Source organism: Methylobacterium sp. Leaf87 (assembly GCF_001422775.1).
Lineage (GTDB): Bacteria > Pseudomonadota > Alphaproteobacteria > Rhizobiales > Beijerinckiaceae > Methylobacterium.
On the sequence record NZ_LMMI01000034.1, the window covers coordinates 31,640 to 55,980 of the forward strand.

The following is a 24,341-nucleotide window of genomic DNA, read 5'->3' on the forward strand; positions in this document are numbered from 1 at the left end:
GCGATCAGCCCTGCCGCGGGATGCGGGCCACCATGCGCAGGGAGGTCGTGAGCTCCTCCATCTGCAGCCAGGGCCGCATCCACGTGATGGCGTTGTAGGAGCCGGGGCGGCCGGGGATTTCCTGGACCTCGACCTTGGCCTCGCGCAGGGGATAGCGGGCCTTCATCTCCGCGCCGGCGTCGTCGTTGGCGTTGACGTAGTTGCCGATCCAGCGGTTGAGCCACTTCTCGCAGTCCTCGGCCTCCATGAAGGAGCCGATCTTGTCGCGGGCGATGACCTTCAGGTAGTGCGCGAAGCGCGCGGTGGCCATGATGTAGGGCAGCCGGGACGAGATCGCGGCGTTGGACGTCGCCTCCGGGCGATCGTACTTCTCGGCCTTGTGGGTTGTCTGCGCGCCGAAGAACACGGCGTAATCGGTGTTCTTGTAGTGGCAGAGCGGCAGGAACCCGAGCTTGCCGAGTTCGGCGTCGCGCCGGTCGGTGATGCCGACCTCGGTGGGGCATTTGAGGTCGAGGTCGCCGTCGTCGCTCTGGAAGACGTGCATCGGCAGGGATTCGACCTTGCCGCCGCTCTCGGCGCCGCGGATGGCGGTGGCCCAGCTGGTCTTGGCGAAGGCATCGGTCAGGCGGGCGCCGAGGACGAACGCGGCATTCGACCAGCAATACTGCGCGTGGGTGAGGGATTTGCGCTCGCCGACGAGCCCGCCGGGCGTCTCCTCGAAATCGAACTCGTCGACGGAGCGGGTCTCGCGGCCGTAGGGCAACCGCGCGAGGACGCGCGGCATGGTCAGGGTGACGAAGCGTGAATCCGGCGAATCTCGGTAGGAGCGCCACTTGGCGTATTCCACCGTGTCGAAGATCTTCTCGAGGTCGCGCGGCCGGGCGAGATCGCGGAAATCCTCGAAGCCGAACAGCTTCGGGCTCGCGGCGGCGATGAAAGGCGCGAACGCGGCACCCGCCACGCCCGAGAGCCCCTGCAGCATCTCGATGTCCTCGAAGTGGTTCGAGAACTCGTAGTTGCCGATGAGCGCGCCGTACGGCTCGCCGCCGGGGGTGCCGAACTCGTTCTCGTAGATCGCCTTGAAGATCTGGCTCTGGTCGAACTCCGTCGCCTTGAGCAGATCCTTGCCGAGCTCGCGCTTCGAGACGTTGAGCACGCGGATCTTGAGGTTGGCCGACGTCTCGCTGTTGTGGACGAGGTACTTCAGGCCGCGCCACGATCCTTCCAGCTTGAGGAACTCGGGATCGTGCATCACCGCCGCGAGCTGGCGCGAGATCCGCGCGTCGATCTCCGCGATGGCCCGGGTCAGGGTGACGGTGAGGTTGCGGTCGAAACTCACGGTGCCCGCGAGGGCGGTCTGCGTGAGGGTGCGCAACAGGCCCTCGGTCCGGTCCGGCTCCGTCTGCTTCGTCGCCGCGATGGCCGTATCGAGCAGGCTGGTGGAGCCCGTGACCGATTCCGTGGTCGGGAGGGTGCGGGGATCGGCGGATCGCGACATCGTCAGAGAGCTCCGTCGGGGGTGTGGGTCGGCGGCGAGCCGGGTGCCTCGCGGTCGAGTTCGCCGACGAGGCGGCGCAGTTCGCCGTTGTCCTGCAGGATGCGTTCGAGCAGGAGCTCGAGATCCTCGGATCGGTCGGCCTTGGTCATCAGATCGCGCAATTCGTTGCGGGTCTCGAACAGCTTGGCCAGGGCCGGCACCTGCCTGACGATGGCGGCGGGCTCGAAGTCGTCGAGCTTGTTGAAGCGCAGCTTCAGCGCCATCTGCGTTCCGTCGTCGGCGAGCGTGTTGTCGACGAGCAGGTTGAGGCCGGGCGCCATGCGCGCCATGACCTCGTCGAAATTGTCCCGGTCGATCTGGACGAACTTGCGTTCCCGGAACGGCTTGAGCGGCTCCGCCGGATTGCCGGTGAAATCACCCAGCACGCCGACGACGAAGGGAAGCTCCTTCTCGATCAGGGCCCCTTCGGTCTCGACCTCGTACTTGATATGGACGCGCGGCTTGCGCACGCGTTCGAGCTTCTCATGAATGCTGGACACGCGGACCTCTTCCTGTGCTGGAGCCGGGACGGCGATCTGGGCAGCGGGAGCGCCGCGGCGATCCGCGCGCGACGATCCGTGGCGGAGCCGAACCGGCCGGAATGTCGGACCTGGACGACCTCACGGCACGGGCCTTTCGGCACCGGATTCGATTCCGGCCTGTCGGAGGAACTGAACCCGGCCCGCCGCATCCGGGATCAGCTCGGAGAGCAGATCGAGGAGGCTCATCCGGCCGCGCCGCACGATGGTCTCGAGGGCGTAGGATATCGGCGAGTGCGGCTCGGCCCGGCGGAAATAGGCGGCGATCCGAAGGAGCTCGTCGAAGGCCTCGTCCCGCGTCGCGATCTCGGTCCGTACGCCCTTCGGGGCCGGGCGAGCGGCCGGCCCGTCGGGAGCGGGCGCCGGATCGGGGGCGTCCTGCGGCACCGGCACGGCCACGGTCGCGGCCGGGCCGTACCAGGATTCGCCGAGCATCCTCCGGTAGACGTCGAGGACGTCCTCCAGAACCGTGCGGATGTTGGACAATGGCGGCGCGTCGGCGCCGCAGAAGGCATCGAGGGTCGCGCTCATGCGCTGAAACGCCTCGTAGGCCGCGCGGGCCATGTCGGCATGGGCGCGCAGGGCCTCGGAGCCCGCCGCCGCCCGCGCCTCCAGGAAATCCTGGCCGGACCGGTCGGCCTCCCGCCCCGAGCGCTGCATGTGCCAGAGGGCGTTCGCGCCGTAGGCGTGGTTCGGAAGCAGCGAGATCATCCGGATCGGCTGAATCAGGACCCCGTCGCCGCCCACGCCGTTCAGTCCGGCCAGGGGAGAGAGCCGGCCCTCCGCATCGTCCTCGTCGTTCGAATGCAGGTCGGGCCAGTACCGGTCGATCAGCCCGTCGACCAGGGCGAAGCCCTGCGCCAGGCCGGAGAAGCCGTCCTGCCGGACGAGCGCCTCGGTGAGCCAGGCGGTGACCTCCAGATCCTTGCTGTGGTTCGCCAAAGCCTCGGCGGCGAGCTGACGGACCGTGGTCCAGGCCGCGGGCACCGAGGTCGGCTCACCCGACGCCTCGGCGGTGCGCTCCGCCGCGCGGGCCTGCGACCGCGCATCCTTCAACCGGAGGTACAGCGCGTCCGAACCGAGATTCGCCCTCAGATCCGAGCCGGCGGGCTCGGGTCCACTGAAACGCTCCAACAGGGTGGCGAGATCGATCGGCATCGACGCTCGATAAAGCGCATCTATCTACGATTGTACAGGCCTTGACCGCTCGCGGCAGAGTTATAATAACTGACGCCCGGGGCGTTCGGCGGACCCCGGCTCGGATCCGACTGGCCGGAGCCGCTCTAGCCTGACGACACAAGTAGAATTCGAACTCCACCTTCCCGACCAAGGCTGACCCCCAGTCGAAGACAGCGATCGCAGCGGCTTCATGGTCCGGCGCGGCGGAGCAGACGAGATCCCATGCCGACATTCGACCTTCACGTCGTGGTTGCAAGACTGGACCCGCCGCTTCGGCAGGCCCTGGAGAAGGCCGTCGGCCTCGCGGTCGCCCGCGAGCACGGTGCGGTTGAGGTCGAGCACTGGCTGCTGGCCCTCGTCGACGGGTGCCGACCGTTCACCGATCTCTTGAGCGAACTCGACTGCCGGACCGCCTCGGTGTCGAACGAGGTCGCCCATGCACTGGATCGGATGCGCCGCAGCGGCGGCGGCGCCCCCTCCCTGTCGCAGGCGACGATCGGGTGGATCGAGGAGGCCTGGTTGACGGCCTCCCTCCGCTACGGCCGGGATACGGTCACGGCGGCCGACCTCGTCTCGGCGCTGACCACCTCGACCGCGCTCAGGGCCACGGTCCGGGACATCGCCCCGTCCCTTCGGGTCGATCCGGGCCGGGTGGCGGACATGGCCGCGGCCGTTCCGGCATCGGTCCGAGAATCGGGTGGCCCCCCGGTCGACGGCCGTTCGCCCGAGGACGCCGAGATCGAGCGCTACACGGTGGACCTCACCGCCGAAGCCCGGGCGGGCCGGATCGATCCCGTGATCGGGCGCGAGCCGGAGCTGCGCCAGGTCATCGACATCCTCCTGCGGCGGCGGCAGAACAATCCGATCCTCACGGGCGAGGCCGGGGTCGGCAAGACCGCCATCGTCGAGGCGCTCGCCCTGCAGATCGCCGCCGGCGCGGTTCCGGCTCCTCTGGCGGACGTGTGCATCCGTACCCTCGATCTCGGTCTGCTGCAGGCCGGCGCGGGCGTGAAGGGCGAGTTCGAACGCCGGCTCACGGCGGTCATCGCCGCCTGCAAGGCGGCGCCGACACCCGTCATCCTGTTCATCGACGAGGCGCACACGCTGATCGGCGCGGGCAACCAGGCCGGCGGCAGCGATGCGGCGAACCTCCTGAAGCCGGCCCTCGCCCGCGGCGAGGTCCGGTCGATCGCGGCCACCACCTGGTCCGAATACAAGCGCCACATCGAGCGGGACCCGGCCCTGACCCGCCGGTTCCAGGTGGTGAAGGTCGACGAGCCGGTCGAGGAGACCGCCGCGCGGATGCTGCGCGGTCTCGTGCCGGTCCTCGAAGCCCACCACGGGGTGACGATCCGCGACGCCGCCATCGTCGAGGCCGTGCGCTTGTCGGCCCGCTACCTGCCCGCGCGGCAGCTGCCCGACAAGGCCGTGAGCGTGCTCGACACGGCCGCCGCCGCGGTGGCGATCAGCCGTTCCTCCGACCCGGCCGCCCTGCAGGATCTCGTGGCCGAGGCACGATACCTCGAGACGGAGCGGATCTCGCGGGCCCGGGACGGCGACAAGGGGGACGGGGCCAAGGGAGACGGGACCGGCGGGCCGGGATCGTCGGGGGAACTCGACGCCCGCATCGCCGCCGTGGAGGAGCGCCTCGCCGCCGTCCGCGACAGGCTCGGGCGGGAACGGGAACTGATCGCGGCGATCGAGGCCCTGGAGGCCCCCGGGGAGATCGCGCGTCCGGGCGTGTCCGAGCGGCACGCCGCCCTGACGGCCGACCTCGCGGCGCTGCAGGGCGACGCCCCCCTCGTCCACCGGGAGGTCGACCGCGAGGCCGTCGCCGCCGTGATCGCGCGCTGGACCGGGATTCCGGCCGGGCGGCTCCTGCGCGACGCGGCCCTCGCCTCGCAATCCCTGGAAGAGCGCCTCAAACGGCGGGTGACCGGGCAGGACGCCGCGCTCGCGACGATCGCGGCCGCGACGCGGACCGCCACCGCCGGCCTCGCCGATCCGCGCAAGCCGCCGGGCGTGTTCCTCATGGTCGGGACCAGCGGCGTCGGAAAGACCGAGACCGCCCTGGCGCTGGCCGAGGCGCTGCACGGCGGCGAGGCGAGCCTGACCGTCGTGAACATGTCGGAGTTAAAGGAGGAGCATAAGGTCTCCTCCCTGATCGGGGCACCGCCGGGCTACGTCGGCTACGGCGAGGGCGGCGTCCTCACCGAGGCGGTCCGGCGCCGGCCCTACGGCATCCTGCTCCTTGACGAGGTCGAGAAGGCGCACCCGAGCGTTCAGGACGTGTTCTACCAGGTCTTCGACAAGGGCTCCCTGCGCGACGGCGAGGGCCGCGACGTCGATTTCCGCAACACCACCGTGATTCTGACGGCCAATGCCGGGTCCGAGACCCTCGCCGCGCTGGCGGCCGACCCGGAGACGATGCCGGAGGGCGAAGCCCTGGTGGAGGCGATCCGGCCCGAGCTCCTGCGCCATTTTAAGCCGGCGTTCCTCGGGCGCGTGACCATCGTGCCCTACCGGCCCCTGACGCCCGAGATCCTGGCGCGGATCGCGCGGCTCCAGCTCGAGCGGGTGCGCGAGCGCGCGGCGGCCTCGCACGGGACCCGGCTGGTCTGGGACGACGGGGTCGAGGCGCGGATCGTCGCCCGCTGCCTCGCGGCGGATATCGGCGCGCGGGCCATCGAGGGCACCCTGACCCGCGAGATCCTACCGGCTTTGTCCGACCTGATCCTCGAACACGCCCTCGACGGACGCGTGCCGCGGGAGATCGCCCTCGGCGTGGCGTCCCACGGACAGTTCACCGCCTCGGCCGACGGGGCCCCCGCCGCAACCGCCGGGGCCGCGACGCCCCCGGTCGCACCCTCGCACGGTCGCCCCCTCTAAGGCGCCGGCGAACGTTCCCGGGCGACGCCGCCCACACCGCTCCACACGAGACACAGGGCCCAAACCATGCCGATTTACCTGCAGATCGACGGAATCCAGGGCGACGCCACCCACGAGACGCACAAGCGTTGGATGGACATCGAGTCGCTGCACTGGAACGTGACGCGCAACATGAACACCTTCGCGGGCTCCGCCTCGAACCGCGAAGCCTCTGAGCCGACGGTGAGCGAAGTCACCCTGACCAAGGTCAGCGACAGCTCCACCACCAAGCTGTTCCAGGAGGCCTGCTCAGGCCGCAACGGCAAGACGGCGACGATCCACCTCGTCACCACCGGAAACCCCGGCGACACCTACATCGAGTTCACGCTGCACAACACGCTGATCGCCGGCTACACCGTCGGCACCACGGGCGACCGTCCGGTGGAGACCGTGACGCTGAACTTCACCAAGATGGACGTGAAGTACACGCCGTTCGACGACAAGAACGCGCAGCAATCACCCATGATCGCCTCCTACGACCTCGCCACCGCCCGCTCGTCCTAACGGGCCGCGGCCACACCCGCATCGGAACCGGGCCGCGCCAGCGTGCGGCTCGGGTGGATCGAGATCCGGCCTTCGCCCGCCCCGTGGCGCGGCGGCGGACCAACACGGGGAACCCGATGAAGCCTGTCCGCTACGTGCTGAAGGCGGGCGACACGCTCTGGCGTGTCGCCGAGGCGCATTACGGCGATCCCGCCCGCTGGCCCGATCTCTACGCGTTCAACAATCGCCCGGACATCCTGGCGATGACCGAGCGGCCCCTCGTCAACCCGGACCGGCTGGTTCCGGGCCAAGCCATCTTCCTGCCCGCCAGCCGGGAGCGTGCGACGCAGCGGAGGGCGCCCGCCAGCCAGGCGACGCGCTCGCCGGGGGTGCGCGGCGGGGGGAGCGCGGCCGGGCCGATCGCCGACGGCTTGGCCCGGAACGTGGCGGCCGAGACCCTGGTCAATGATTTCGCCCACGGCTTCCACCTCGCGGACGAGCGCCTCGCGGTGCGGGGCGAAGCGTTCGGCGCCACGCTCCGGATCAGCGGCGCCATCGCGCTGCAGCGCAACGGCCCTGTCCCGCTGGTGAACTACAGCCTTCGCAGCGCCGAGACGCAGGCGCGGACCCAGTCGGCGATGCTGCTGGGGCGGCTCCTGGCCGCGCGCGGCACCCGGCTGGGCTGGAACGCCGGCGCCGCCCGGGTGCGCTACCACGCGCCGCTGCTCGATCTGGCGTCCGTCGCAGCCCCCGAGGCCCGGCTGACACCGGGCGTGACCGCCCGCGGCGAGCCGGTGCTGACGGCGGAGATTACCCTGCCGGACTTCGGGGGCCGCATCGCCAACCACACCTTCGTGGGTCAGGGCGTCACCCTCGCGGTGGAGTTGCGGGCGACGCGGAGCGCCACGGCGGGCGCGGCCGCCCCGACGGGCGCGCGCGGCGACGATCCGTCGACCTGGACCTGGGCGAGCGCCGCGCCGAGCGCGGGGGTGATGCTCGTCGGAACCATCCTGTCGGAGGCGTGCGTGACCCCGGGCGGCGGCCTCACCGACATCGTGACCATGCTCGGGTCGTCCGTGGCCGGGCGCAGCCTGCCCGCCGGTTTCGCCGCGGCGGCCCTGCCGCGCACGCCGGTGCGGATCGGCGGCTGATCCGGCCGCGCGGCGATGCGGGCGAACGACGGCCTCACCCGCCCACGATCTGCCCGGCCCGGTAGGGGGTGAACCAGCCCAGGCCCGCCTCGGTGCCGGCGGCGGGGTTGTACTCGCAGCCGACGAAGCCGGCGTAGCCGAGGCGGTCGAGTTCGGCGAACAGGAACGCGTCGTTCATCTCGCCGGTGCCGGGCTCGTTGCGGGCGGGCACGCTCGCGGTCTGGACGTGGCCGACCAGCGGCAGGAGGGCGCGCAGGCGGGTGGTCACGTCGCCGTGCAGGATCTGGCAATGGTAGAGGTCGAACTGGAGCCGGAGGTTCGGCAGGGCGAGGTCGCGGATGAGATCGGCCGCCGCCCCGAAATCAGCGAGGAAGTACCCCGGCATGTTGCGGGGATTGATCGGCTCCAGCACGAGGTCGAGCCCCGCGCGGGCGAGCCGTTCGGCGGTCCATGCCACGGCCCGGCGATAGGCGTCCCGCGCCGCCGGGTCGCGCGGGTCGGCGAGGCCCGCCATGAGGTGCAGCCGGGCGACGCCCGTGGCGGCGGCGTAGGGCAAGGCCGTCTCGACGCCGGCCTGGAGCTCCGTGAACCGGTCGGCCAAGGCCGCGAGGCCGCGCTCGCCCGCGTCCCAATCGCCCGGCGGCAGGTTGAACAGGGCCAGGGTCAGGCCGTGCCGGGCGAGCCTGTCGGCGATCGCCTCCGGCGGATGGCCATAGGGGAACAGGCACTCGACCGCCGTGAAGCCGGACTGCGCCGCCGCGGCGAACCGGTCGAGGAACGGCACCTCGGTGAACATCAGGGTGAGGTTGGCGGCAAAGCGCGGCATGGGTCCTGGCACTCCCGGGCATTCGAAGAGGGCGTTCGCAACCGGCCGGCCGCGTGCCCGCACATTGCCCTTGGCGAGTCGGCAGGTTAGCCCGGCAGCGTACAGATCCGAAACGGTCCGCGCTTCGGGCTCGGGCCGGAGAAGCGGGGTCCGGCGGCATGGCGCAACTCACCGACAGCAGCCTCGTGGGTCGCGGACGATCCCTCGCCCTGTCCCTCGACGAGGCCGTGGCCCGTGTCGCCGCGCTCCCCGTGCGCGCCGGCATCGAGAGCGTGAGCCTCGGCGAGGCCGACGGCCGGGTGGCGGCGCACGCGCTCACCGCCCGCCGCGACGTGCCGCCCTTCGACAATTCCGCCGTCGACGGCTACGCCGTGCGGGCCGTCGACCTCGCCGCCACGGGCGAGACCCGCCTGCCCGTGCGGGGCCGCATCGCCGCCGGGCAGACCGGCATTGCCCTCCCCGGCACCGCCATCCGCATCTTCACCGGCGCGCCGATGCCGGAGGGCACCGACACGGTGTTCATGCAGGAGGATGTCCGCCGCACCGGTGACGAGATCGTGCTGCCGGCCGGTCTGGCACCGGGAGCCAATTGCCGCCGGAAAGGCGAAGATGTCGGCACGGGCCAGCGCATCGTCGCCGCGGGCCACCGCCTGACCCCGGCCGACATCGCCCTCGCGGTCGCCGCCGGCCACGGCCGGCTCGACGTGCGCCGGCGCCTCCTGGTGGGGCTGTTCTCCACGGGCGACGAACTCGCCGAGCCCGGGGCCGCCCTCGAGGCCGGCGCGATCCACGATTCCAACCGGCCGATGCTCGCCGCCCTGCTGCGCCGCCTCGGCGCCGACGTGCGCGATCTCGGTATTTTGCGCGACCGGCCCGAGACCCTCGGCGCGCGCCTCGCGGCGGAAGCCGGCCGGCACGATTGTCTCATCACCACCGGCGGGGTCTCCGTCGGCGAGGAGGATCACGTCCGCCCCGCAATCGAGGCCGTCGGGCGGCTCGATTTCTGGCGCCTCGCCATCAAACCCGGGCGCCCCGTCGCCATGGGGGACATCGCCGGAACGCCGTTCGTCGGCCTGCCGGGCAATCCCGTGGCCGCCTACGTCACCCTCCTCTTCGTGGTGCGCCCCCTCCTCGCCCGCCTCGGCGGCTGGGACTCGCCCCCGCCCCTGGCGGTCGCGGCCCGCGCCGCCTTCGACCACACCAAGAAGGCCGGCCGGCGCGAAATCCTCCGCGTCGGCCTGCGCCGAACCGACGACGGTACCCTCGAGGCGGTCCGGCCCGCGGGCGCGGCGGCGGGCGGTTTGTTGTCCCTCGCGGCGAGCGACGGCCTCGCCCTCTTGTCCGAGGACCTGACCGCCGTGCGCGTGGGCGACGGGATCGCGGTCTATCCCCATACGAGCCTCGCGTGAGCTTGCCGTCGCGGGCGGCGTTGAGGGGACGACCCGCCCGGCCACGGGATCGGGTGCGGGCGCCCTCCCCCGGGAGGGCACCGGGTTCGGACACGGGCCCGCGGGCGCGCGTCGGAAGCCGCCCTCCGCCAGCGTGAGGCACGAGGGCGCTCCCTCTCTTGTAAGGCGTGGCGGCCCGCGTCATCCGCGCGAGGAACCGAGGCCACAGCCCGTGTGGCGTCAGGCTGACAACCGGGGTGGACGAGGTCCCCGTCGGGCCGAGGCTGGCGAAGCGCCCGGACCGTCGACGCCGTCCCGGACGTTCGACGGGTCTCGGACACGTCAGAAATCCGCTGGGGTGAGGGCTGCGTCGCGCCGAGAAGTGTGAATCCGCGAGCCGCGACGGTAAGGGAGCACTGGCGCGACGGCACGCGAGTAGGCACTTCACACGGGGACGGTACGAGACCGGGCTCATGTCCGCCGTTCGGGCGCACGCCCGGAACGGCATTCGCTTCCGCCAGACGACGCCCCATAAGGTTTCGATGATCACCCTCGACACGCCCTTTCTCGTCTCGGTGCTGCAGATCGTGTGGATCGACCTGCTGCTCTCCGGCGACAACGCCGTGGTCATCGCCCTGGCGTGCCGGGCCCTGCCGCCGCGCCAGCGCCGCATCGGCATGCTGCTCGGTGCCGGAACGGCGGTCGCCCTGCGCATCGTCTTCGCCCTGGCGATCACCTGGCTCCTTGCGGTGCCGCTCCTGCGCGTGGTCGGCGGCGTGCTGCTGGTCTGGATCGCCGTGAAGCTGGCGCTCGGCGAGGACGAGGATGCCCACACGGTGGACGAGAGCACCTCCCTGTGGCGGGCGGTTCGGACCATCGCCATCGCGGATGCGGTGATGAGCCTCGACAACGTCGTCGCCATCGCGGCCGCCGCCAAGGGGCATGTGGAGCTGTTCGTGTTCGGGCTGCTGCTGTCGATTCCCCTCATCGTCATGGGCGCCACCCTCATCAGCCGCCTTCTCCAGAAGTATCCCGCCATCGTCTGGGCCGGCGCGGGCCTGCTCGGCTGGATCGCCGGCGAGATGATCGCCACCGACCCCTTCGTGGTCGAGCGGATCGCCGCGGTGCCGCATGCCGCGACCTGGGCGGCCGCGGCCTGCGCCGCCTTCGTCATCGGCGTCGCCGCCTTCCTCACGCGGCGCCGGACCCAGGCTGCCGACGCGGTGCAGCGTGGCTGAAGACCGCTCTGGCACGCCCCATCGTCCGCGCCTCTCCGCCGCCGCATGGGCGGCGGGCTCCGCTGCCCTCGCCATCCTGTTGCTCGGCGGCTGGCAGTTCGCCCGAACGGCCGAGATCGAGCGGGCGGTGGTCAATGTCGCCGGATTCGACTTCGCGCTGGCCGGTGGCTTCGTCCCGTCCCTGATCGTCGGCCTGTCGGTGGCGGCCCTCCTCGGCCTCGCCATCGCGGCCGAACGCCGTACCCGGCGGCTCAAGGCCGAGGCGGACGCGGCCGAGGCCCGCTTCCTCGACGCCTTCGAGGCGGCGCCGGATCTCCAGCTCCTCGTCTCGGTCGCCGCCGATGGCGGGTCGACCCTCATCCGGGCGAACGCGGCCGCGCGCCGCCGCCTCGCCCAGCCCGGAGATCAGGCCTCCCCGGCAAGCTTGGCCTCCCCGGCAAGCCTGGCCTGCCCGGAAAACCTGCCCTTCACGGATGTGTTCTCACGCGCGGACGCCGAGGCCATGCGGCCGCACCTCGAACGCGCGGTCGCCACCGGCCTGCCGGTGCGGAGCGAGGGGCGGAGCCTGCGCCTCGGTGGCCTCGACAGCACGGATGCCCTCTACGTTCCCCTCCGGGGGGCGAAGGGCGCCGCGCTCGTCTGCATCACCCTGCGCGACACCACGCGGCTGAAGGCCGCCGAGGCGGAGGCGCACGCCGCGACCCACCTTCTCGGCATGGCCGAGGAGGTCGCCCATGTCGGCCACTGGCTCATCGGCCTGCCCGGCTTCGCGCTGACCTGGTCGGAGGAGGTGTTCCGCATCCATGGCGTCGATCCGGCAACCTTCGTGCCGACCCTGGCGGCGGCGATCCAGGCCTACCATCCCGACGACCGGGCGCGCGTGGAGGCCTGCATCGCCGCCGCGATCCGCGACCGGACCGGCTTCGAGATCCGCCTGCGCATCGTCCGGCCGGACGGCGACGTGCGCGAGGTGTTCGCCCGCGGGGTCTATCAGGTGACCGATGCGGGCGGCGCCGAGGCGACCCATGCGCTGTTCGGGGTGTTCGCCGACCTCACCGACCGCAAGCAGGTGGAGCGGGCGCTGGCCGACAAGTCCGAACTCCTCGAGGCGACCCTGGAGGGCATCGATCAGGGCCTGATGGTGATCGCCGCCGACGGCACCGTGCCCATGGCCAACCACCGCGCCCTGGAGATCCTGCGCCTGCCGCCCGAGATGATCGCCAGGCGCCCGGATTACCGGGCCGTGCGCCGGCATTGCCGCGCCACGGGCGCTTGGGGCGTCCTGATCCAGGACCCGGCCCACTGGCACCTCGACGGCGAGCGGCGCACCACGGACCTGCGCTCCGAGCGGCGTCGCGTCGACGGCAGCGTCATCGAGATCCGCTCCCTGCCGATCCTCGGCGGCAAGGGCTACGTCCAGACCCTCACGGACGTCACCGAGCGGCGCCTCGCCGAGGACCGCCTGCGCGACAGCGAGGCGCGCTACCGGCTGCTCGCCGACCACGCCTCGGACCTCATCCTCCTCGAAGACCCGAGCGGGCGCCACCTCTACATCTCGCCCGCCGTCACGCCGATGCTCGGCTACACCGTCGACGAGGCCAACGAGGCGGGCCTGCGCACCCTCGTCCACCCGGAGGACATCGCCAACCTGTCGGCGACCCTGCACGCCCTGTCGTCGGCGCGCCCCACGGGCTCGGCGGTCTATCGCCTGCGCCACAAGGACGGGTCGGACATCTGGGTCGAGGCCGCGTTCCGGCGCATCGAGGAGCACGGCGTCCAGATCATCCACGCCATCCGGGACGTGACCGAGCGCCAGCGCCAGGAAGCCGACCTGGAGCGCGCCAAGGTGGCGGCGGAAGCCGGTGCGCGGGTGAAGGCCGAGTTCCTCGCCAACATGAGCCACGAGCTGCGCACGCCGCTCACCGGCATGCTGGGCGTCCACGATCTGCTCATGGGCGAGGCGACCTTGAGCGTCTCGCAGACCCGCCTCCTCGGCCTCGCCCAGGAATCGGGCCGCTCGCTGCTGACCATCGTCAACGACATCCTCGACTTCTCGAAGATCGAGGCCGGGCAGCTCACCGTCGAATCCCTGCCCTTCGGCCTGCGCGCCCTCCTGGAGGCGTGCCGCGAACTCTCCGTCGAGGTGGTGCGGGGCCGGTCCGTGGCGATCTCCGTCGAGGTCCCCCCCGGGATGCCCGACTGGTTCATCGGCGACCCGACGCGCCTGCGCCAGGTGGTGCTGAACCTCGCCACCAACGCCATCAAGTTCACCCCGGACGGCAGCGTCACCCTGCGGGCGCGCCACAGCGGTACCGGCGCCGTGCCCCTCGTCACCATCGAGGTGGTCGACACCGGCATCGGCATCGCGGCCGACGCCCTCCCCCACCTGTTCGAGCGCTTCTCGCAGGCCGACGGCTCGATCTCGCGGCAATACGGCGGCACCGGCCTCGGCCTCGCCATCAGCCGCCGCCTCGTGCGCCTCATGCGCGGCGAGATCGGCGCCACCAGCCGGGTGGGCGAGGGCTCGACGTTCTGGTTCACGGTGCCCCTGCCCCTGGCGCAGGCGGCCGATGCCGGAACCGGGCGGACGGCGCTGACGGCCCCGGCGCCCCTGGCGCGGCGGCTGCTGCTGGCGGAAGACAACCCCATCAACCAGGAGATCATCGGCACGGTACTGCGCCAGAAGGGCCACGCCGTGACCGTGGTGGGCGACGGCGAGCGGGCGGTGAGCGCGGTGGCGACTGAGCCGCCCTTCGACCTCGTGCTCATGGACGTGCAGATGCCCGGCCAGGACGGTCTGGCGGCGACGCGGGCGATCCGCCGGGCGGAGGCCGACGAAGGCCGCGCGCGACTGCCCATCGTGGCGCTCACCGCCAACGCCATGGCGGAGGAGATCGCCCGCTGCCGGGCGGCCGGCATGGATGCCCACGTGGCCAAACCCGTGGACTGGGCCCTGCTGTTTTCCGCCATCGACGGGCTGCTGTCGCAGCGCGCATCCGGGCCGGACGCGCGCCCGTAAAGGGCCCTACCCTTCGAGCACGCCCCAGGACGGCTTCCACACGGCGCCGGGATCGATCACCACGATCTCGAGGCTGCCCTCGTTGGCCACATGCACGGCGATGCCGAAGGCCTCGGCCACGGGGAGCGGCCCGGTGGTGCTGAACAGCCGACCGTCGGCGAGCTTGACCTCGCCCGTCACGTCGCCGCCCTTCTGGTCGAGGCACAGGGTGACGGCGCTCGCCACGGGGGCCTCGACGCGCCGGAAGGGTTTTGCCATCGCGGGCTGCTCCTGCTGAGTGAACGCAAAAAGGGCGGCTGTGACGCCGCCCTCTTCGTAGGATCGATATGGGCCGATCAGCGCTTCGAGAACTGGAAGCTGCGGCGGGCCTTCTTGCGGCCGTACTTCTTGCGCTCGACCACGCGGCTGTCGCGGGTGAGGAAGCCCTCGCGCTTGAGCGGCGAGCGCAGCTCGGGCTCGTAGTAGGTCAGCGCCTTGGACAGGCCGTGGCGCACGGCGCCGGCCTGACCCGAGAGACCGCCGCCATGCACCGTCACGGTGATGTCGTACTGGTCGACGCGGTTGGCGATGGTGAGGGGCTGGCGCAGGATCATGCGCAGCACGGGGCGGGCGAAGTACACCTCGACGGCGCGGCCGTTGACCACGACGGTGCCGTTGCCGGGCTTGATCCAGACGCGGGCGACCGCGTCCTTGCGCTTGCCGGTGGCGTAGGCGCGGCCCTGGGCATCGAGCTTCTGCACGTGGACCGGGGCGGCGTCCTCGGGGTTCTCGACGTTGCCGCGGGTGAGGTCGGAGAGGGACTGAAGGGTCGCCATGATCAAGCGCTCACGTTCTTGCGGTTGAGGCTGCCGACGTCGAGCGCCTGCGGCTGCTGGGCGGTGTGGGGATGCTCGGTGCCCTTGTAGACCCGGAGGTTGCCCATGATCTCGCGGAACAGCGGGCCGCGCGGGAGCATGCGCTCCACGGCCTTCTCCACCACGCGCTCGGGGAACCGGCCGTCGAGGATGAACTTCGCCGTCCGCTCCTTGATGCCGCCCGGGTAACCGGTGTGGTGGTAGTACACCTTCTGCTCGCGCTTGCGGCCGGTGAACTTCACCTTCTCGGCGTTGATGACGATGACGTTGTCGCCGCAATCGACGTGGGGCGTGTACGAAGCCTTGTGCTTGCCACGCAGGCGCATCGCGATGATGGAGGCGAGCCGGCCGACGACCAGGCCCTCCGCATCGACGATGATCCACTTCTTGTCGACATCGGCGGGCTTCAGCGAAAAGGTCTTTTGCGCGCTGCTCATCCCGTGACGTTCCAGTCTGATCTTGAAAAGGGTGCGCCGCCGCGTTCGGGACGCGACGGCGTTGGCACGGTCTCTAGGGGGTGACGGCGGGCGCGTCAAGCCCGGATGCGGTTTTGTGCTGCGAAATGGCGAAAACCACAATGTTCTGAGCAGGTTCGTGGAAGTGGTATTCTGGTACCGCAACTCTCTCCTGGCCCCTCTCGTGGGAGGCGCCGCGGTTCCAGCGGGGAATGCCCGAACCATCGTCCCCTTGGGAGAACGGCTCCGCGCCTCACCGCTCCGGCGGGATCGAGTAGGTGCCGGTGGCGTGGCAGACGAGGTCCTCCGAATCGGGGGCCGTGATCGCCACCTCGCCCACCGCCAGCCGGCGCCCGAGCTTGAGCAGTCGCGCCTCGGCCACCAGCCCGTTCGGGCCGGGCTTTCGCAAAAAGTTGAAGTTGAGGCTCGTGGTGACGGCCAGCGCCACGGGGCCGATATTGGCCAGGATCGCCGCGTAGAGGGCGTAATCGGCGAGCGCCATCATGGACGGACCCGAGACCGTGCCGCCGGGGCGCAGGTGCCGCTCGTGGTGGTCCATCCGCATGGTCGCGCGCAAGGGGCCGACGCCGACGAGGTGATAGGTCCGCCCGCCCGCCGCCATCTGGGGAAACGCCGCGTCGAGGAACGCCACGGTCTCGGGCAGGGACAAAGCAAGGGTGGGGGCGTCGGACATGCGGGCGGGTCTCCGTTCCACCTTGCAGCATGCCGGGGCATGCCCGACAAGATGGCGGCATGTCCGCTCACGACGCCTACGACCCCGCCCTGATCCGCCGGATCCTCACGGAGACCCGGAGCATCGCCCTCGTCGGCGCCTCGGCCAATCCCGCCCGGCCGAGCCACCACGTCATGGCGTTCCTGCTCGGACGCGGGTTTCACGTCACCCCGATCAATCCCGGGCTCAGCGGCCGGACGCTCCTGGGCCAGCCCGTCCTCGCCCGCCTCGCCGACCTGCCCGCCCCCGTCGACATGGTGGAGATCTTTCGCAGTTCCGACGCGGCCGGCGGCGTGGTGGACGAAGCCCTCGCCCTCCCCTGGCTGCCGCGCTTTCTCTGGATGCAGGTCGGGGTGCGGGATGACGCCGCCGCCGCGCGGGCGGAGGCGAAGGGCGTTGTAGTGGTGATGGATCGGTGCCCGAAGATCGAGATGTTCCGATAATGGACTGCTGTCAACGTATCATGCGCGCAATGCATTTTCAGCAATGCACTAAGCTCATTACCTTTTTATCCGGTTGAAGCAAATATCCAAATCAGCAGCTTAGATCCGCAACTGTGAGACCGCCCAACATATAGTAAAATATTTGTATCATTGTCGAATTTTGGATATCCAAAAATGGAAAACACAGCCAACCAACTCAAAGCTACTAAATCTCAAGAAGAAAATATCAAAATTCCAGTCTTTATTGCAGCGACCTCCCCGTTTACTATTGTGACATTCGATAATGGAGACGATCCATCATTTACGCTAGCAGAGGCAAACAATCGTACCTACGATCGGTTAAAGCTATGTCGCACAACGACTGGTCTCGACCCTATGATTTCAGCAATGGATCGAATGGCGGTCATTGTCTCTTACACAGGCGCGTTGCTCTTCCCGAGGATGCCGGGCGTGACCCGAGACAACGTACTGGCTTCGACTAACCGTCTACTTCTTAAACTTACATTCGGAGGCATCGATTTTGATGCCGTGTCAACCAACGACGTTGGCTTTGGCTCAATCTATGGGACAGGCTACTTTTTGGCGGGAGGAGGAGCTAGAGGGCCAAACTTCAATACATTAATGGCACTTCAGTACCAAGATGCAAGCAGTTCAGAGACGATGAATTTACTTCACCCTCGTGTGAAAACATCTTCTGAAATTCATACGGCAATTCGTATCGGAACTCCTGTTGTCGATGGAATTCCAGAGATCGACCCAAGCCTATTTTTGCATGGCCTAACTTACTTTCGACAAAGTGAGTTTGCTCCTGCCCTAGTTTTTCTTTGGTCGACATGCGAATCACTAATCGGACGCCTGTGGCACGATCATATTGCCCCCAAAGGAGCAGGCATCACTGGACGAAAACGTTTTATTGAAGGGAATTCGTGGCAGGCCGCCCATATGGTAGAAGTACTGTTTCAGATAAAACTAGTGAACGATGACCTCTACTCGGATCTAAACCGTGCTCGCACAGCGCGCAATGCCTTGGCGCATCGCGCCACACCACCAAAAGCTGATGACTGCAAATGTGCATTGCAGAGTGCTTTTCGTTTGGTCTCGGTTGTTCGCTCCAGAGGGAAAACTCAGGACGAGTTTAAAATTATATCTGATAGATTAGCGTCCGCACACGATCCGCATACCGGTCCGTTCGAGCCAAAGTATTGGCGTGCGATTCCCTCCGTTCCAGGGGACGATAAATGGAAAGGTCCTTACCCAAAGCACTCCGATATCGAACTAGTTCCACTTAGAACGAATCAATAATCTAAGTCGTCCGATCAATAGTCTTAGACTTATTTTGCGGTATATTTGTTAGTCTCAATGCCTAAAGAATATTCCAATTTATATATACCAAAAATCGATGGGCGAATATATTTGATAAAGAGATCTATTTTTTTAAGAAATCACTGACTGTCGCGTCTCATCCATCAATGCCACAGCCCCAAAACTAATCCCAGCCGCCACAGCCAAGTAAAGCCCCACCCAACCCACACCGCCCCACTCACTCAACCGCTGCGCCAGGTACGGCGCAGCGGAGGCCCCCAGAATCCCCGCGAGGTTGTAGGTCACGGACGCCCCGGTGTAGCGCACGCGGGTCGGGAACAGCTCCGGCAGCAGGGCCCCCATGGGGCCGAACAGCCAGCCCATGGCGAACAGGCCGAGGCACAGGAAACCGAGCACGAGGCCGCCCTGGCCGCTGCCGAGCATCGGGCCCATGAGCAGGCCGAGGCTGGCCGTGAAGGCGAGGCCCGAGAGGAGGACGGGGCGGCGGCCGTAGGCGTCGGCGGCCCAGCCCGAGAGCGGGATGCCGAGCGCCATGAACAGCACGGCCACGCACTCGAACAGCAGGAAGGTCGGCCGGGTGAAGCCGAGCGTCGAGACGCCGTAGCTGAGGGCGAACACCGTCGAGAGGTAGAACACCGCGTAGCACGCCACCATTGCGAAGGTGCCCAGCAGGGTCGCGCGGAGGTACTTCGTGAAGATCACCGCCAGAGGCACGCGCTCGGGCGCGGCCTTCTCCAGGGCGGCCTTGAAGATCGGGGTCTCGGTGAGCTTCAACCGGACATAGAGCCCGACGCCGACCAGCGCGGCGCTCGCTAGGAACGGGATGCGCCAGCCCCAGGCCTGGAAGTCTTCCGGGCTCAGCGCCAGGGCGAGCCCCAGGAAGCCGAGATTGGCGGTGATGAAGCCCACCGGCGCGCCGAGCTGCGGGAAGATGCCGTAGAGGGCGCGGCGCCCCGGCGGGGCGTTCTCCACGGCGAGCAGCGCCGCCCCGCCCCACTCGCCGCCGAACCCGAGCCCCTGGCCGAAGCGCAGGACGCAGAGCGCGAACGGCGCCCACCACCCGGCGGTGGCATAGGTCGGCAGGCAGCCGATGAGCACCGTCGACAGGCCCATGATCATCAGGGAGGCGACGAGGGTCGCCTTGCGGCCGACGCGGTCGCCGAAATGTCCGAAGAACGCGGCCCCCAGGGGCCGGGCGATGAACGCGATGGAGAACGTCGCGAACGCCGCCAGCGTCTGCACCGCCGGATCGCCGGGCGGGAAGAAGATCGGCCCGATCACCAGGGCGGCCGCCGTGGCGTAGACGTAGAAGTCGTAGAATTCGATCGCCGTGCCGACGAAGCTGGCGATGAGAATCCGCGCGGCGGAAACGGGTGGCGGGCTGACGGTGCGCATGGCGCCGCTTTAGCGAAGCTTTTTGGGGGCGCCTAGCGCGGATTGGACGCGTGTTGCCTTACATCTTGGCGTGAGGCGCGACGGCCCCCCTCTCCTGAAAGGTGTGGGGACCCGCACCATTCTTGCCAGGGCGGCGGACAAGTTCTCCCCGTCTCCCGATCTCTGCCGACCTTCACGTCTTCAGCGGATCATGCCCCCAGTTCATCAGCGACAGGCGCCAGCGCGACTCCTTCACGGCGTCCTTGTCGTCGGGGCCGCCCTGCTTGAGGTGGCGGTGGATGTAACTGACGACCTTGCGCATGTGCGCGTAATCGTCCTCCGTGAGATCCGCTTTTCTGGTGTTCAGCAATTCGACGATGCGGCGGCCGGAGGCGTGGCCGGTGGATTCGTCGCTGCCCTTCGCCCTCTGACCGACGGATTTGCTCTCGTCGGTGTCGAGAAACTTCTCCAGGGCGGAGGCGGTCATGTTGACGGCCTCCTTGAAGTCTTTCCACGTGCTCGCGTCGTCGTGCTCGGCCACCGCGCCATCTCCCGGGTTGGCTTCCATTCGCTCCACCGATCACGCGCATCGGGGCGGTGCGGTTCCGGGCCGTGGCCGCGTGCCCCAGGGCGCCCGCGCTTGACCTGCGGGGATCGTCCGCTACAAAGAACGCATGTTCGTTTAAGCGGAACGGGGCCAGCCCCTTTCGCTGGGGTCGAGGCCGGCGCTAGAACGGTGCCGCTGCGGGCCCGCCGGCCCGAGGAGGATTTCATGACCGACCGCCTGCCCGGCTTCAACACCCTGGCGATCCATGCGGGTGCCGCCCCCGACAAGACCACGGGCGCGCGGGCGACTCCGATCTACCAGACGGCGTCGTTCGTGTTCGACGACGTCGACCACGCCGCCTCGCTGTTCGGGCTCCAGGCCTTCGGCAACATCTACTCGCGCATCACCAATCCGACCAACGCGGTGCTGGAAGAGCGCATCGCGGCGCTGGAAGGCGGCACGGCCGCGGTGGCCGTCGCCTCGGGCCACGCCGCCGAGTTCCTCACCATGAACGCCCTGATGCAGCCGGGCGACGAGTTCATCGCAGCGAACAAGCTCTACGGCGGCTCGATCAACCAGTTCAACCACGCCTACAAGAACTTCGGCTGGAACGTGGTCTGGGCCGACACCGACGACCCGTCGTCGTTCGAGCGCGCCATCACGCCCCGCACCCGCGCGATCTTCTGCGAATCCATCGCCAATCCCGGCGGCGTCGTCACGGACATCGCGGCGCTGTCCGACATCGCCAAGCGGCACAACATTCCGCTGGTGGTCGACAACACCATGGCGACGCCGTACCTCATCCGCCCGTTCGAGCACGGCGCCGACATCGTCGTGCATTCGGCGACGAAGTTCTTGGGCGGCCACGGCAACTCCATCGGCGGCCTCGTGGTCGATGGCGGCACCTTCAACTGGGCCGGCGACGACCGCTATCCGACCCTGTCGAAGCCCCGGCCGGAATACGCCGAGATGGTGCTCGCCGAGAATTTCGGAAACTTCGCCTTCGCCATCGCGATCCGGGTGCTCGGCCTGCGCGACCTCGGGCCGGCGCTGGCGCCGTTCAACGCCTTCCTCATCCTGAACGGCATCGAGACCCTGCCGCTCCGGATGCAGCGCCACTGCGACAACGCCCTGGCGATCGCCAACCACCTCGCGCACCACCCCGCCGTAGAGTGGGTGAGCTACCCGGGCCTGGAGACCGACCGCTACCATGGGCTCGCCCGGCGCTATTCGCCCCTCGGCTCCGGCGCGGTGTTCACCATCGGCCTCAAGGGCGGGTACGAGGCCGGCGTGAAACTGGTGTCGAACCTGCAGCTGTTCTCGCATCTGGCCAATATCGGCGACACCCGGTCCCTGGTGATCCACCCGGCCTCGACCACCCACCGCCAGCTCAGCGACCCGCAGAAGATCACGGCCGGCGCGGGGCCGGAGGTGGTGCGCCTGTCCATCGGACTCGAGGATCCGGCCGACCTCATCGAGGATCTCGATGCCGCGTTGGCCTGAGCCCGGCGCATCGGGCGCCCGCGCCGGCGCGGGCCGGGGCGTGGACCAGGCCGATCCTCGGCGCATCGGCGCCTGCGCCGGCGCACCGCGTCATACCCGCGCCGGTGAAACGATCGTGCGCCGCGCCCCGTTGTTGACGGCATGGATGACGGGGAATAGGCCCCACTCACCCCGTAGCGCGAGATCGTCCGGCTGCCGATGACGCACTCCCCTGACCTCCCTCAAGATTTGCCCGTCGTGCTCCTCGTCGAAGACGACGGCCTGCTCCTGATGGAGGCGGCCGACACGCTGGCGGATGCGGGCTTCACGGTGGTGGAGGCGAGCCACGCCGACAAGGCCTTGACGGTGTTGGAGAATCGCAGCGACGTCGGCGTGCTGATGACCGATGTCGACATGCCGCGCGGCTCCATGGACGGCTTCGCCCTCGCCCGCCTCGTGGCCCATCGCTGGCCCGACATCCCCGTCCTCGTCGTCTCCGGCATGGGCACGCCCGGGCCCCACGACATGCCGGACGGCGCCCGGTTCATCCCGAAGCCTTACGAACCCTCGACCCTCGTCCGCACCCTGCGCGCCTTCGTGCACCGGGCCGCCTAACTCCCTGACATAATTCGAGAAAAGGCCCCATGGCCAGCGAGACCAGACCCCACCGCTTCGCCACCGCGGCCATCCATGCCGGCGCGGCGCCCGACCCCGCCACGGGCGCCCGGGTGCAGCCGATCTACTTCACCAACGGCTTCGTGTTCGAGTCGACGGAGCAGGCCGCCGACATCTTCGCCATGCGCCGGACCGGGTTCTCGTACTCGCGCGGCTCCAACCCGACGGTGGGCGCCCTCGAGCGCCGCGTCGCCGCCCTGGAGGGTGCCGCCTCCGCCGTGGCGGTCTCCTCCGGGCAGTCGGCCCTCCTGCTCATCCTGATGACGCTGATGCGCAGCGGCGATGCCTACGTCGTCTCCCCGCGCCTGTTCGGCGGCTCCCTCGGCCTCATCACCCGCCTCGACAAGCGCTACGACATGAAGGCGCAATTCGCCCAGGGTCTCACCCCGGCGGATTTCGAAGCAGCGATCACGCCCGAGACGAAGGCCATCGTCTGCGAATCCATCGTGAATCCGTGTGCCACCGTGATGGATCTGGCGGGCATCGCGGAGGTCGCGCGTCGGCATAGGCTGCCGCTCATCGTCGACAACACCCTCGCCTCCCCGGCGCTGATCCGCCCCATCGAGCATGGTGCCGACATCGTCATGCACTCGACGTCGAAGTTCCTCGGCGGTTCCGGTCAGACCATCGGCGGCGTGATCTGCGACGCCGGCACGTTCGACTGGAAGGCGGCGGGCGACCGCTACAACCTCATCGCCGAGCCGTGGGAAGATTACGACGGCCTCGTCATCACGGAGCGCTTTCCCGATTTCAGCTTCGCGGTGGCCTGTCGCCTGTTCGGCCTGCGTGAACTCGGGCCCGGCCTCTCGCCAATGAACGCTTTCCTGACGCTGACGGGCATCGAAACCCTGCCGCTGCGCATGGCGCGCCACTGTGCGAATACCAAGGCGGTGGCGGGCTTTCTCAGGGATCATCCCGCCGTCGATTGGGTCAGCTACCCGGCCCTGCCCGGTCAAGCCGGCGAAGCGCTGGCGGCGAAGTACGTCCCGGACGGACCGGGCTCGATCTTCACCTTCGCCCTGAAGGGCGGCGAGCCCGCGGCGGTCAAGTTCATCATGGGCCTCCGGCTCATCTCGCACCTCGTCAACATCGGCGAGATCAAGTCCCTGGCCATTCATCCGGCGACGACGACGCACCGCCAGCTGCTGCCGCACGAGAAGGCCGCCGCGCTCGTTGGGCCCGAGACCGTGCGCCTCTCGATCGGCTTGGAGAACGCCGAAGATCTCATCGCCGACATCGATCAGGCACTGGCACAGGTCGGCTGAATTCGTCTCGCGGTCCGCTCCTCATCTGCGCACACCTCGAGCTCCATGGGCGACGAGGATCGCAGCCTTCTTTCCATCCTCCCGATGGTGACCGGCACCCGCAAGCGGCGCGTCAGCCTTCCGAAAGGGTGGAAGCCGAGACTGATTGAGCAATACCAGCCTACGTCCGCCGATCACCCTCGACGATGACGCCCGCCGTTGAGGGCGCGAAGGGCGCCGCGCAAAGTGCGTACGTCCTGCTCCGTCATCGCCATGCGGTGCAGCATGTCCCGCATATTGCGGGCGATGATCTCGCGCTTCTCCGGCGGATAGAATCCGGCCTTCGCCAGGCTGTCCTCCAGGGTTCCGACGAGGGACGCCATAGCCTCGCGGGTTGCAGGCGGCGACAGCATCTCGCCCGAGAACGGCAGCTTCGCGAGCCCCGCCGCACGGCGCCATTCGTAGCCGACGAGGAGGACCCCCTGGGCGAGGTTGAGAGACGGGAACTCCTCCGTCACCGGGAACGTCACGATGGCGTCGGCGAGGGAGACTTCGTCGTTGCTCAAGCCCGCCCGTTCTCGCCCGAACAGGATCCCGGTCCGCTGGCCGGCGCGGGCAGCGACGTTGCGCATGGCGTCCTCGGGCCCCACGACGCGTTTCATCTGCCCGCGCTCGCGCGCCGTCGTAGCTAGGACATAGTGAAGGTCGGCGATGGCCTCCGCGACGGTGTCGAACACCGCCGCACCATCAAGAATGTGGGTCGCGCCCGAAGCCGCCTCGCGCACACCCTTCTTCGGCCAGCCATTCTTCGGCGCAACAAGCCGGAGTTCGGACAGGCCGAAATTCGCCATGGCACGCGCGACCATGCCGATGTTCTCGGCCAGCTGCGGCTCGACGAGGACGACGACAGGCGCGCTCGGCAT

At 69.0% G+C, this 24,341-nt stretch carries 22 protein-coding genes; 11 read left to right on the forward strand and 11 right to left on the reverse strand.

Annotation, left to right across the window (positions count from 1 at the left end; all coding sequences use genetic code 11):
* Positions 1-4 precede the first annotated feature (4 nt).
* From tssC to tssA, 3 genes are all read right to left on the reverse strand, one after another.
* Entirely contained in the window at positions 5-1,498 is a 1,494-nt protein-coding gene (gene tssC / locus ASF22_RS15010; RefSeq protein WP_056265795.1) for a type VI secretion system contractile sheath large subunit, read from the reverse strand.
* Positions 1,499-1,500: 2 nt separating this feature from the next.
* On the reverse strand, positions 1,501-2,037 hold the full coding sequence (gene tssB, locus ASF22_RS15015) for a type VI secretion system contractile sheath small subunit (protein ID WP_056171576.1): 537 nt from the start codon (positions 2,035-2,037) through the stop codon (positions 1,501-1,503).
* Positions 2,038-2,157: 120 nt separating this feature from the next.
* Positions 2,158-3,234, reverse strand: coding sequence for a type VI secretion system protein TssA (gene tssA / locus ASF22_RS15020; RefSeq protein WP_056265799.1), 1,077 nt, complete (start codon positions 3,232-3,234; stop codon positions 2,158-2,160).
* A 243-nt stretch (positions 3,235-3,477) separates the two neighbouring features.
* Between tssA and tssH the strand changes: the two genes are divergently transcribed.
* The 3 genes from tssH to ASF22_RS15035 all read left to right on the forward strand — a co-directional run bounded on the left by tssH (position 3,478) and on the right by ASF22_RS15035 (position 7,817).
* Positions 3,478-6,144, forward strand: a complete 2,667-nt coding sequence (tssH, locus tag ASF22_RS15025) for a type VI secretion system ATPase TssH (protein WP_082483742.1) — start codon at positions 3,478-3,480, stop codon at positions 6,142-6,144.
* A 66-nt stretch (positions 6,145-6,210) separates the two neighbouring features.
* Positions 6,211-6,687: a type VI secretion system tube protein Hcp gene (locus ASF22_RS15030; protein ID WP_056171580.1), complete on the forward strand. Its 477-nt coding sequence runs from the start codon at positions 6,211-6,213 to the stop codon at positions 6,685-6,687.
* Between the two features lie 116 nt (positions 6,688-6,803).
* The gene (locus ASF22_RS15035; protein ID WP_156647765.1) at positions 6,804-7,817 is read left to right on the forward strand and encodes a LysM peptidoglycan-binding domain-containing protein; all 1,014 of its coding nucleotides are present in this window, start codon (positions 6,804-6,806) and stop codon (positions 7,815-7,817) included.
* Between the two features lie 34 nt (positions 7,818-7,851).
* Here ASF22_RS15035 and otnI read toward each other — a convergent pair whose 3' ends face one another.
* Complete coding sequence (otnI, locus tag ASF22_RS15040) at positions 7,852-8,643, reverse strand: 2-oxo-tetronate isomerase (RefSeq protein ID WP_056265804.1); 792 nt, start codon at positions 8,641-8,643, stop codon at positions 7,852-7,854.
* Positions 8,644-8,801: 158 nt separating this feature from the next.
* Here otnI and glp point away from each other — a divergent pair, with 158 nt between their 5' ends.
* From glp to ASF22_RS15055, 3 genes are all read left to right on the forward strand, one after another.
* The gene (gene glp, locus ASF22_RS15045) at positions 8,802-10,052 is read left to right on the forward strand and encodes a gephyrin-like molybdotransferase Glp (protein ID WP_056265806.1); all 1,251 of its coding nucleotides are present in this window, start codon (positions 8,802-8,804) and stop codon (positions 10,050-10,052) included.
* Between the two features lie 521 nt (positions 10,053-10,573).
* On the forward strand, positions 10,574-11,269 hold the full coding sequence (locus ASF22_RS15050) for a TerC family protein (RefSeq protein ID WP_056266142.1): 696 nt from the start codon (positions 10,574-10,576) through the stop codon (positions 11,267-11,269).
* Positions 11,262-14,288: a PAS domain S-box protein gene (locus tag ASF22_RS15055; RefSeq protein ID WP_056265809.1), complete on the forward strand. Its 3,027-nt coding sequence runs from the start codon at positions 11,262-11,264 to the stop codon at positions 14,286-14,288. The genes ASF22_RS15050 and ASF22_RS15055 overlap by 8 nt, the downstream gene beginning before the upstream one ends.
* A gap of 6 nt (positions 14,289-14,294) precedes the next feature.
* Here the strand turns inward: ASF22_RS15055 and ASF22_RS15060 are convergent, their stop codons facing one another.
* From ASF22_RS15060 to ASF22_RS15075, 4 genes are all read right to left on the reverse strand, one after another.
* Positions 14,295-14,546, reverse strand: a complete 252-nt coding sequence (locus ASF22_RS15060) for a hypothetical protein (RefSeq protein ID WP_056265813.1) — start codon at positions 14,544-14,546, stop codon at positions 14,295-14,297.
* Between the two features lie 77 nt (positions 14,547-14,623).
* A complete protein-coding gene (gene rpsI / locus ASF22_RS15065; RefSeq protein WP_056171590.1) occupies positions 14,624-15,103 on the reverse strand; it encodes a 30S ribosomal protein S9 in 480 nt (159 codons plus the stop codon).
* A gap of 2 nt (positions 15,104-15,105) precedes the next feature.
* On the reverse strand, positions 15,106-15,579 hold the full coding sequence (rplM, locus tag ASF22_RS15070; RefSeq protein WP_056171592.1) for a 50S ribosomal protein L13: 474 nt from the start codon (positions 15,577-15,579) through the stop codon (positions 15,106-15,108).
* Between the two features lie 271 nt (positions 15,580-15,850).
* Complete coding sequence (locus ASF22_RS15075) at positions 15,851-16,291, reverse strand: PaaI family thioesterase (protein WP_056265815.1); 441 nt, start codon at positions 16,289-16,291, stop codon at positions 15,851-15,853.
* Between the two features lie 59 nt (positions 16,292-16,350).
* On the opposite strand from ASF22_RS15075, the gene ASF22_RS15080 reads away from it, so the two are divergent.
* On the forward strand, positions 16,351-16,773 hold the full coding sequence (locus ASF22_RS15080) for a CoA-binding protein (protein WP_056265818.1): 423 nt from the start codon (positions 16,351-16,353) through the stop codon (positions 16,771-16,773).
* A 174-nt stretch (positions 16,774-16,947) separates the two neighbouring features.
* A complete protein-coding gene (locus ASF22_RS23995) occupies positions 16,948-18,075 on the forward strand; it encodes a hypothetical protein (protein WP_156647769.1) in 1,128 nt (375 codons plus the stop codon).
* A 132-nt stretch (positions 18,076-18,207) separates the two neighbouring features.
* Here the strand turns inward: ASF22_RS23995 and ASF22_RS15085 are convergent, their stop codons facing one another.
* The gene (locus tag ASF22_RS15085) at positions 18,208-19,491 is read right to left on the reverse strand and encodes an MFS transporter (protein WP_056265820.1); all 1,284 of its coding nucleotides are present in this window, start codon (positions 19,489-19,491) and stop codon (positions 18,208-18,210) included.
* 172 nt (positions 19,492-19,663) lie between these two features.
* A complete protein-coding gene (locus ASF22_RS15090) occupies positions 19,664-20,011 on the reverse strand; it encodes a DUF3140 domain-containing protein (RefSeq protein ID WP_056266144.1) in 348 nt (115 codons plus the stop codon).
* A gap of 231 nt (positions 20,012-20,242) precedes the next feature.
* On the opposite strand from ASF22_RS15090, the gene ASF22_RS15095 reads away from it, so the two are divergent.
* The 3 genes from ASF22_RS15095 to ASF22_RS15105 all read left to right on the forward strand — a co-directional run bounded on the left by ASF22_RS15095 (position 20,243) and on the right by ASF22_RS15105 (position 23,439).
* Positions 20,243-21,520, forward strand: coding sequence for an O-acetylhomoserine aminocarboxypropyltransferase (locus ASF22_RS15095; RefSeq protein WP_056266146.1), 1,278 nt, complete (start codon positions 20,243-20,245; stop codon positions 21,518-21,520).
* Positions 21,521-21,718: 198 nt separating this feature from the next.
* Positions 21,719-22,114 carry a response regulator gene (locus ASF22_RS15100; RefSeq protein ID WP_056171599.1) on the forward strand — a complete coding sequence of 132 codons (396 nt, stop codon included), beginning with the start codon at positions 21,719-21,721 and terminating at the stop codon, positions 22,112-22,114.
* Between the two features lie 29 nt (positions 22,115-22,143).
* Entirely contained in the window at positions 22,144-23,439 is a 1,296-nt protein-coding gene (locus tag ASF22_RS15105) for an aminotransferase class I/II-fold pyridoxal phosphate-dependent enzyme (protein WP_056265823.1), read from the forward strand.
* A gap of 173 nt (positions 23,440-23,612) precedes the next feature.
* On the opposite strand, the gene ASF22_RS15110 is transcribed toward ASF22_RS15105, so the two are convergent.
* Positions 23,613-24,341 (reverse strand): RNA methyltransferase, encoded by a 729-nt coding sequence (locus ASF22_RS15110; protein WP_056265826.1) that lies wholly within the window; start codon positions 24,339-24,341, stop codon positions 23,613-23,615.

What these genes read in the sequence shown, in the direction of transcription:
- ASF22_RS23995 (WP_156647769.1), top strand. Translation starts at nt 16,948, where the DNA reads ATGGAAAACACAGCCAACCAACTCAAAGCTACTAAATCTCAAGAAGAA.
- ASF22_RS15080 (WP_056265818.1), top strand. Translation starts at nt 16,351, where the DNA reads ATGTCCGCTCACGACGCCTACGACCCCGCCCTGATCCGCCGGATCCTC.
- rplM (WP_056171592.1), bottom strand. Translation starts at nt 15,579, where the DNA reads ATGAGCAGCGCGCAAAAGACCTTTTCGCTGAAGCCCGCCGATGTCGAC.
- ASF22_RS15050 (WP_056266142.1), top strand. Translation starts at nt 10,574, where the DNA reads ATGATCACCCTCGACACGCCCTTTCTCGTCTCGGTGCTGCAGATCGTG.
- ASF22_RS15075 (WP_056265815.1), bottom strand. Translation starts at nt 16,291, where the DNA reads ATGTCCGACGCCCCCACCCTTGCTTTGTCCCTGCCCGAGACCGTGGCG.
- ASF22_RS15035 (WP_156647765.1), top strand. Translation starts at nt 6,804, where the DNA reads ATGAAGCCTGTCCGCTACGTGCTGAAGGCGGGCGACACGCTCTGGCGT.
- ASF22_RS15085 (WP_056265820.1), bottom strand. Translation starts at nt 19,491, where the DNA reads ATGCGCACCGTCAGCCCGCCACCCGTTTCCGCCGCGCGGATTCTCATC.
- tssC (WP_056265795.1), bottom strand. Translation starts at nt 1,498, where the DNA reads ATGTCGCGATCCGCCGATCCCCGCACCCTCCCGACCACGGAATCGGTC.
- ASF22_RS15095 (WP_056266146.1), top strand. Translation starts at nt 20,243, where the DNA reads ATGACCGACCGCCTGCCCGGCTTCAACACCCTGGCGATCCATGCGGGT.
- ASF22_RS15060 (WP_056265813.1), bottom strand. Translation starts at nt 14,546, where the DNA reads ATGGCAAAACCCTTCCGGCGCGTCGAGGCCCCCGTGGCGAGCGCCGTC.
- ASF22_RS15105 (WP_056265823.1), top strand. Translation starts at nt 22,144, where the DNA reads ATGGCCAGCGAGACCAGACCCCACCGCTTCGCCACCGCGGCCATCCAT.
- tssA (WP_056265799.1), bottom strand. Translation starts at nt 3,234, where the DNA reads ATGCCGATCGATCTCGCCACCCTGTTGGAGCGTTTCAGTGGACCCGAG.
- rpsI (WP_056171590.1), bottom strand. Translation starts at nt 15,103, where the DNA reads ATGGCGACCCTTCAGTCCCTCTCCGACCTCACCCGCGGCAACGTCGAG.
- glp (WP_056265806.1), top strand. Translation starts at nt 8,802, where the DNA reads ATGGCGCAACTCACCGACAGCAGCCTCGTGGGTCGCGGACGATCCCTC.
- ASF22_RS15030 (WP_056171580.1), top strand. Translation starts at nt 6,211, where the DNA reads ATGCCGATTTACCTGCAGATCGACGGAATCCAGGGCGACGCCACCCAC.
- otnI (WP_056265804.1), bottom strand. Translation starts at nt 8,643, where the DNA reads ATGCCGCGCTTTGCCGCCAACCTCACCCTGATGTTCACCGAGGTGCCG.
- tssH (WP_082483742.1), top strand. Translation starts at nt 3,478, where the DNA reads ATGCCGACATTCGACCTTCACGTCGTGGTTGCAAGACTGGACCCGCCG.
- ASF22_RS15110 (WP_056265826.1), bottom strand. Translation starts at nt 24,341, where the DNA reads ATGCCGAGCGCGCCTGTCGTCGTCCTCGTCGAGCCGCAGCTGGCCGAG.
- ASF22_RS15100 (WP_056171599.1), top strand. Translation starts at nt 21,719, where the DNA reads ATGACGCACTCCCCTGACCTCCCTCAAGATTTGCCCGTCGTGCTCCTC.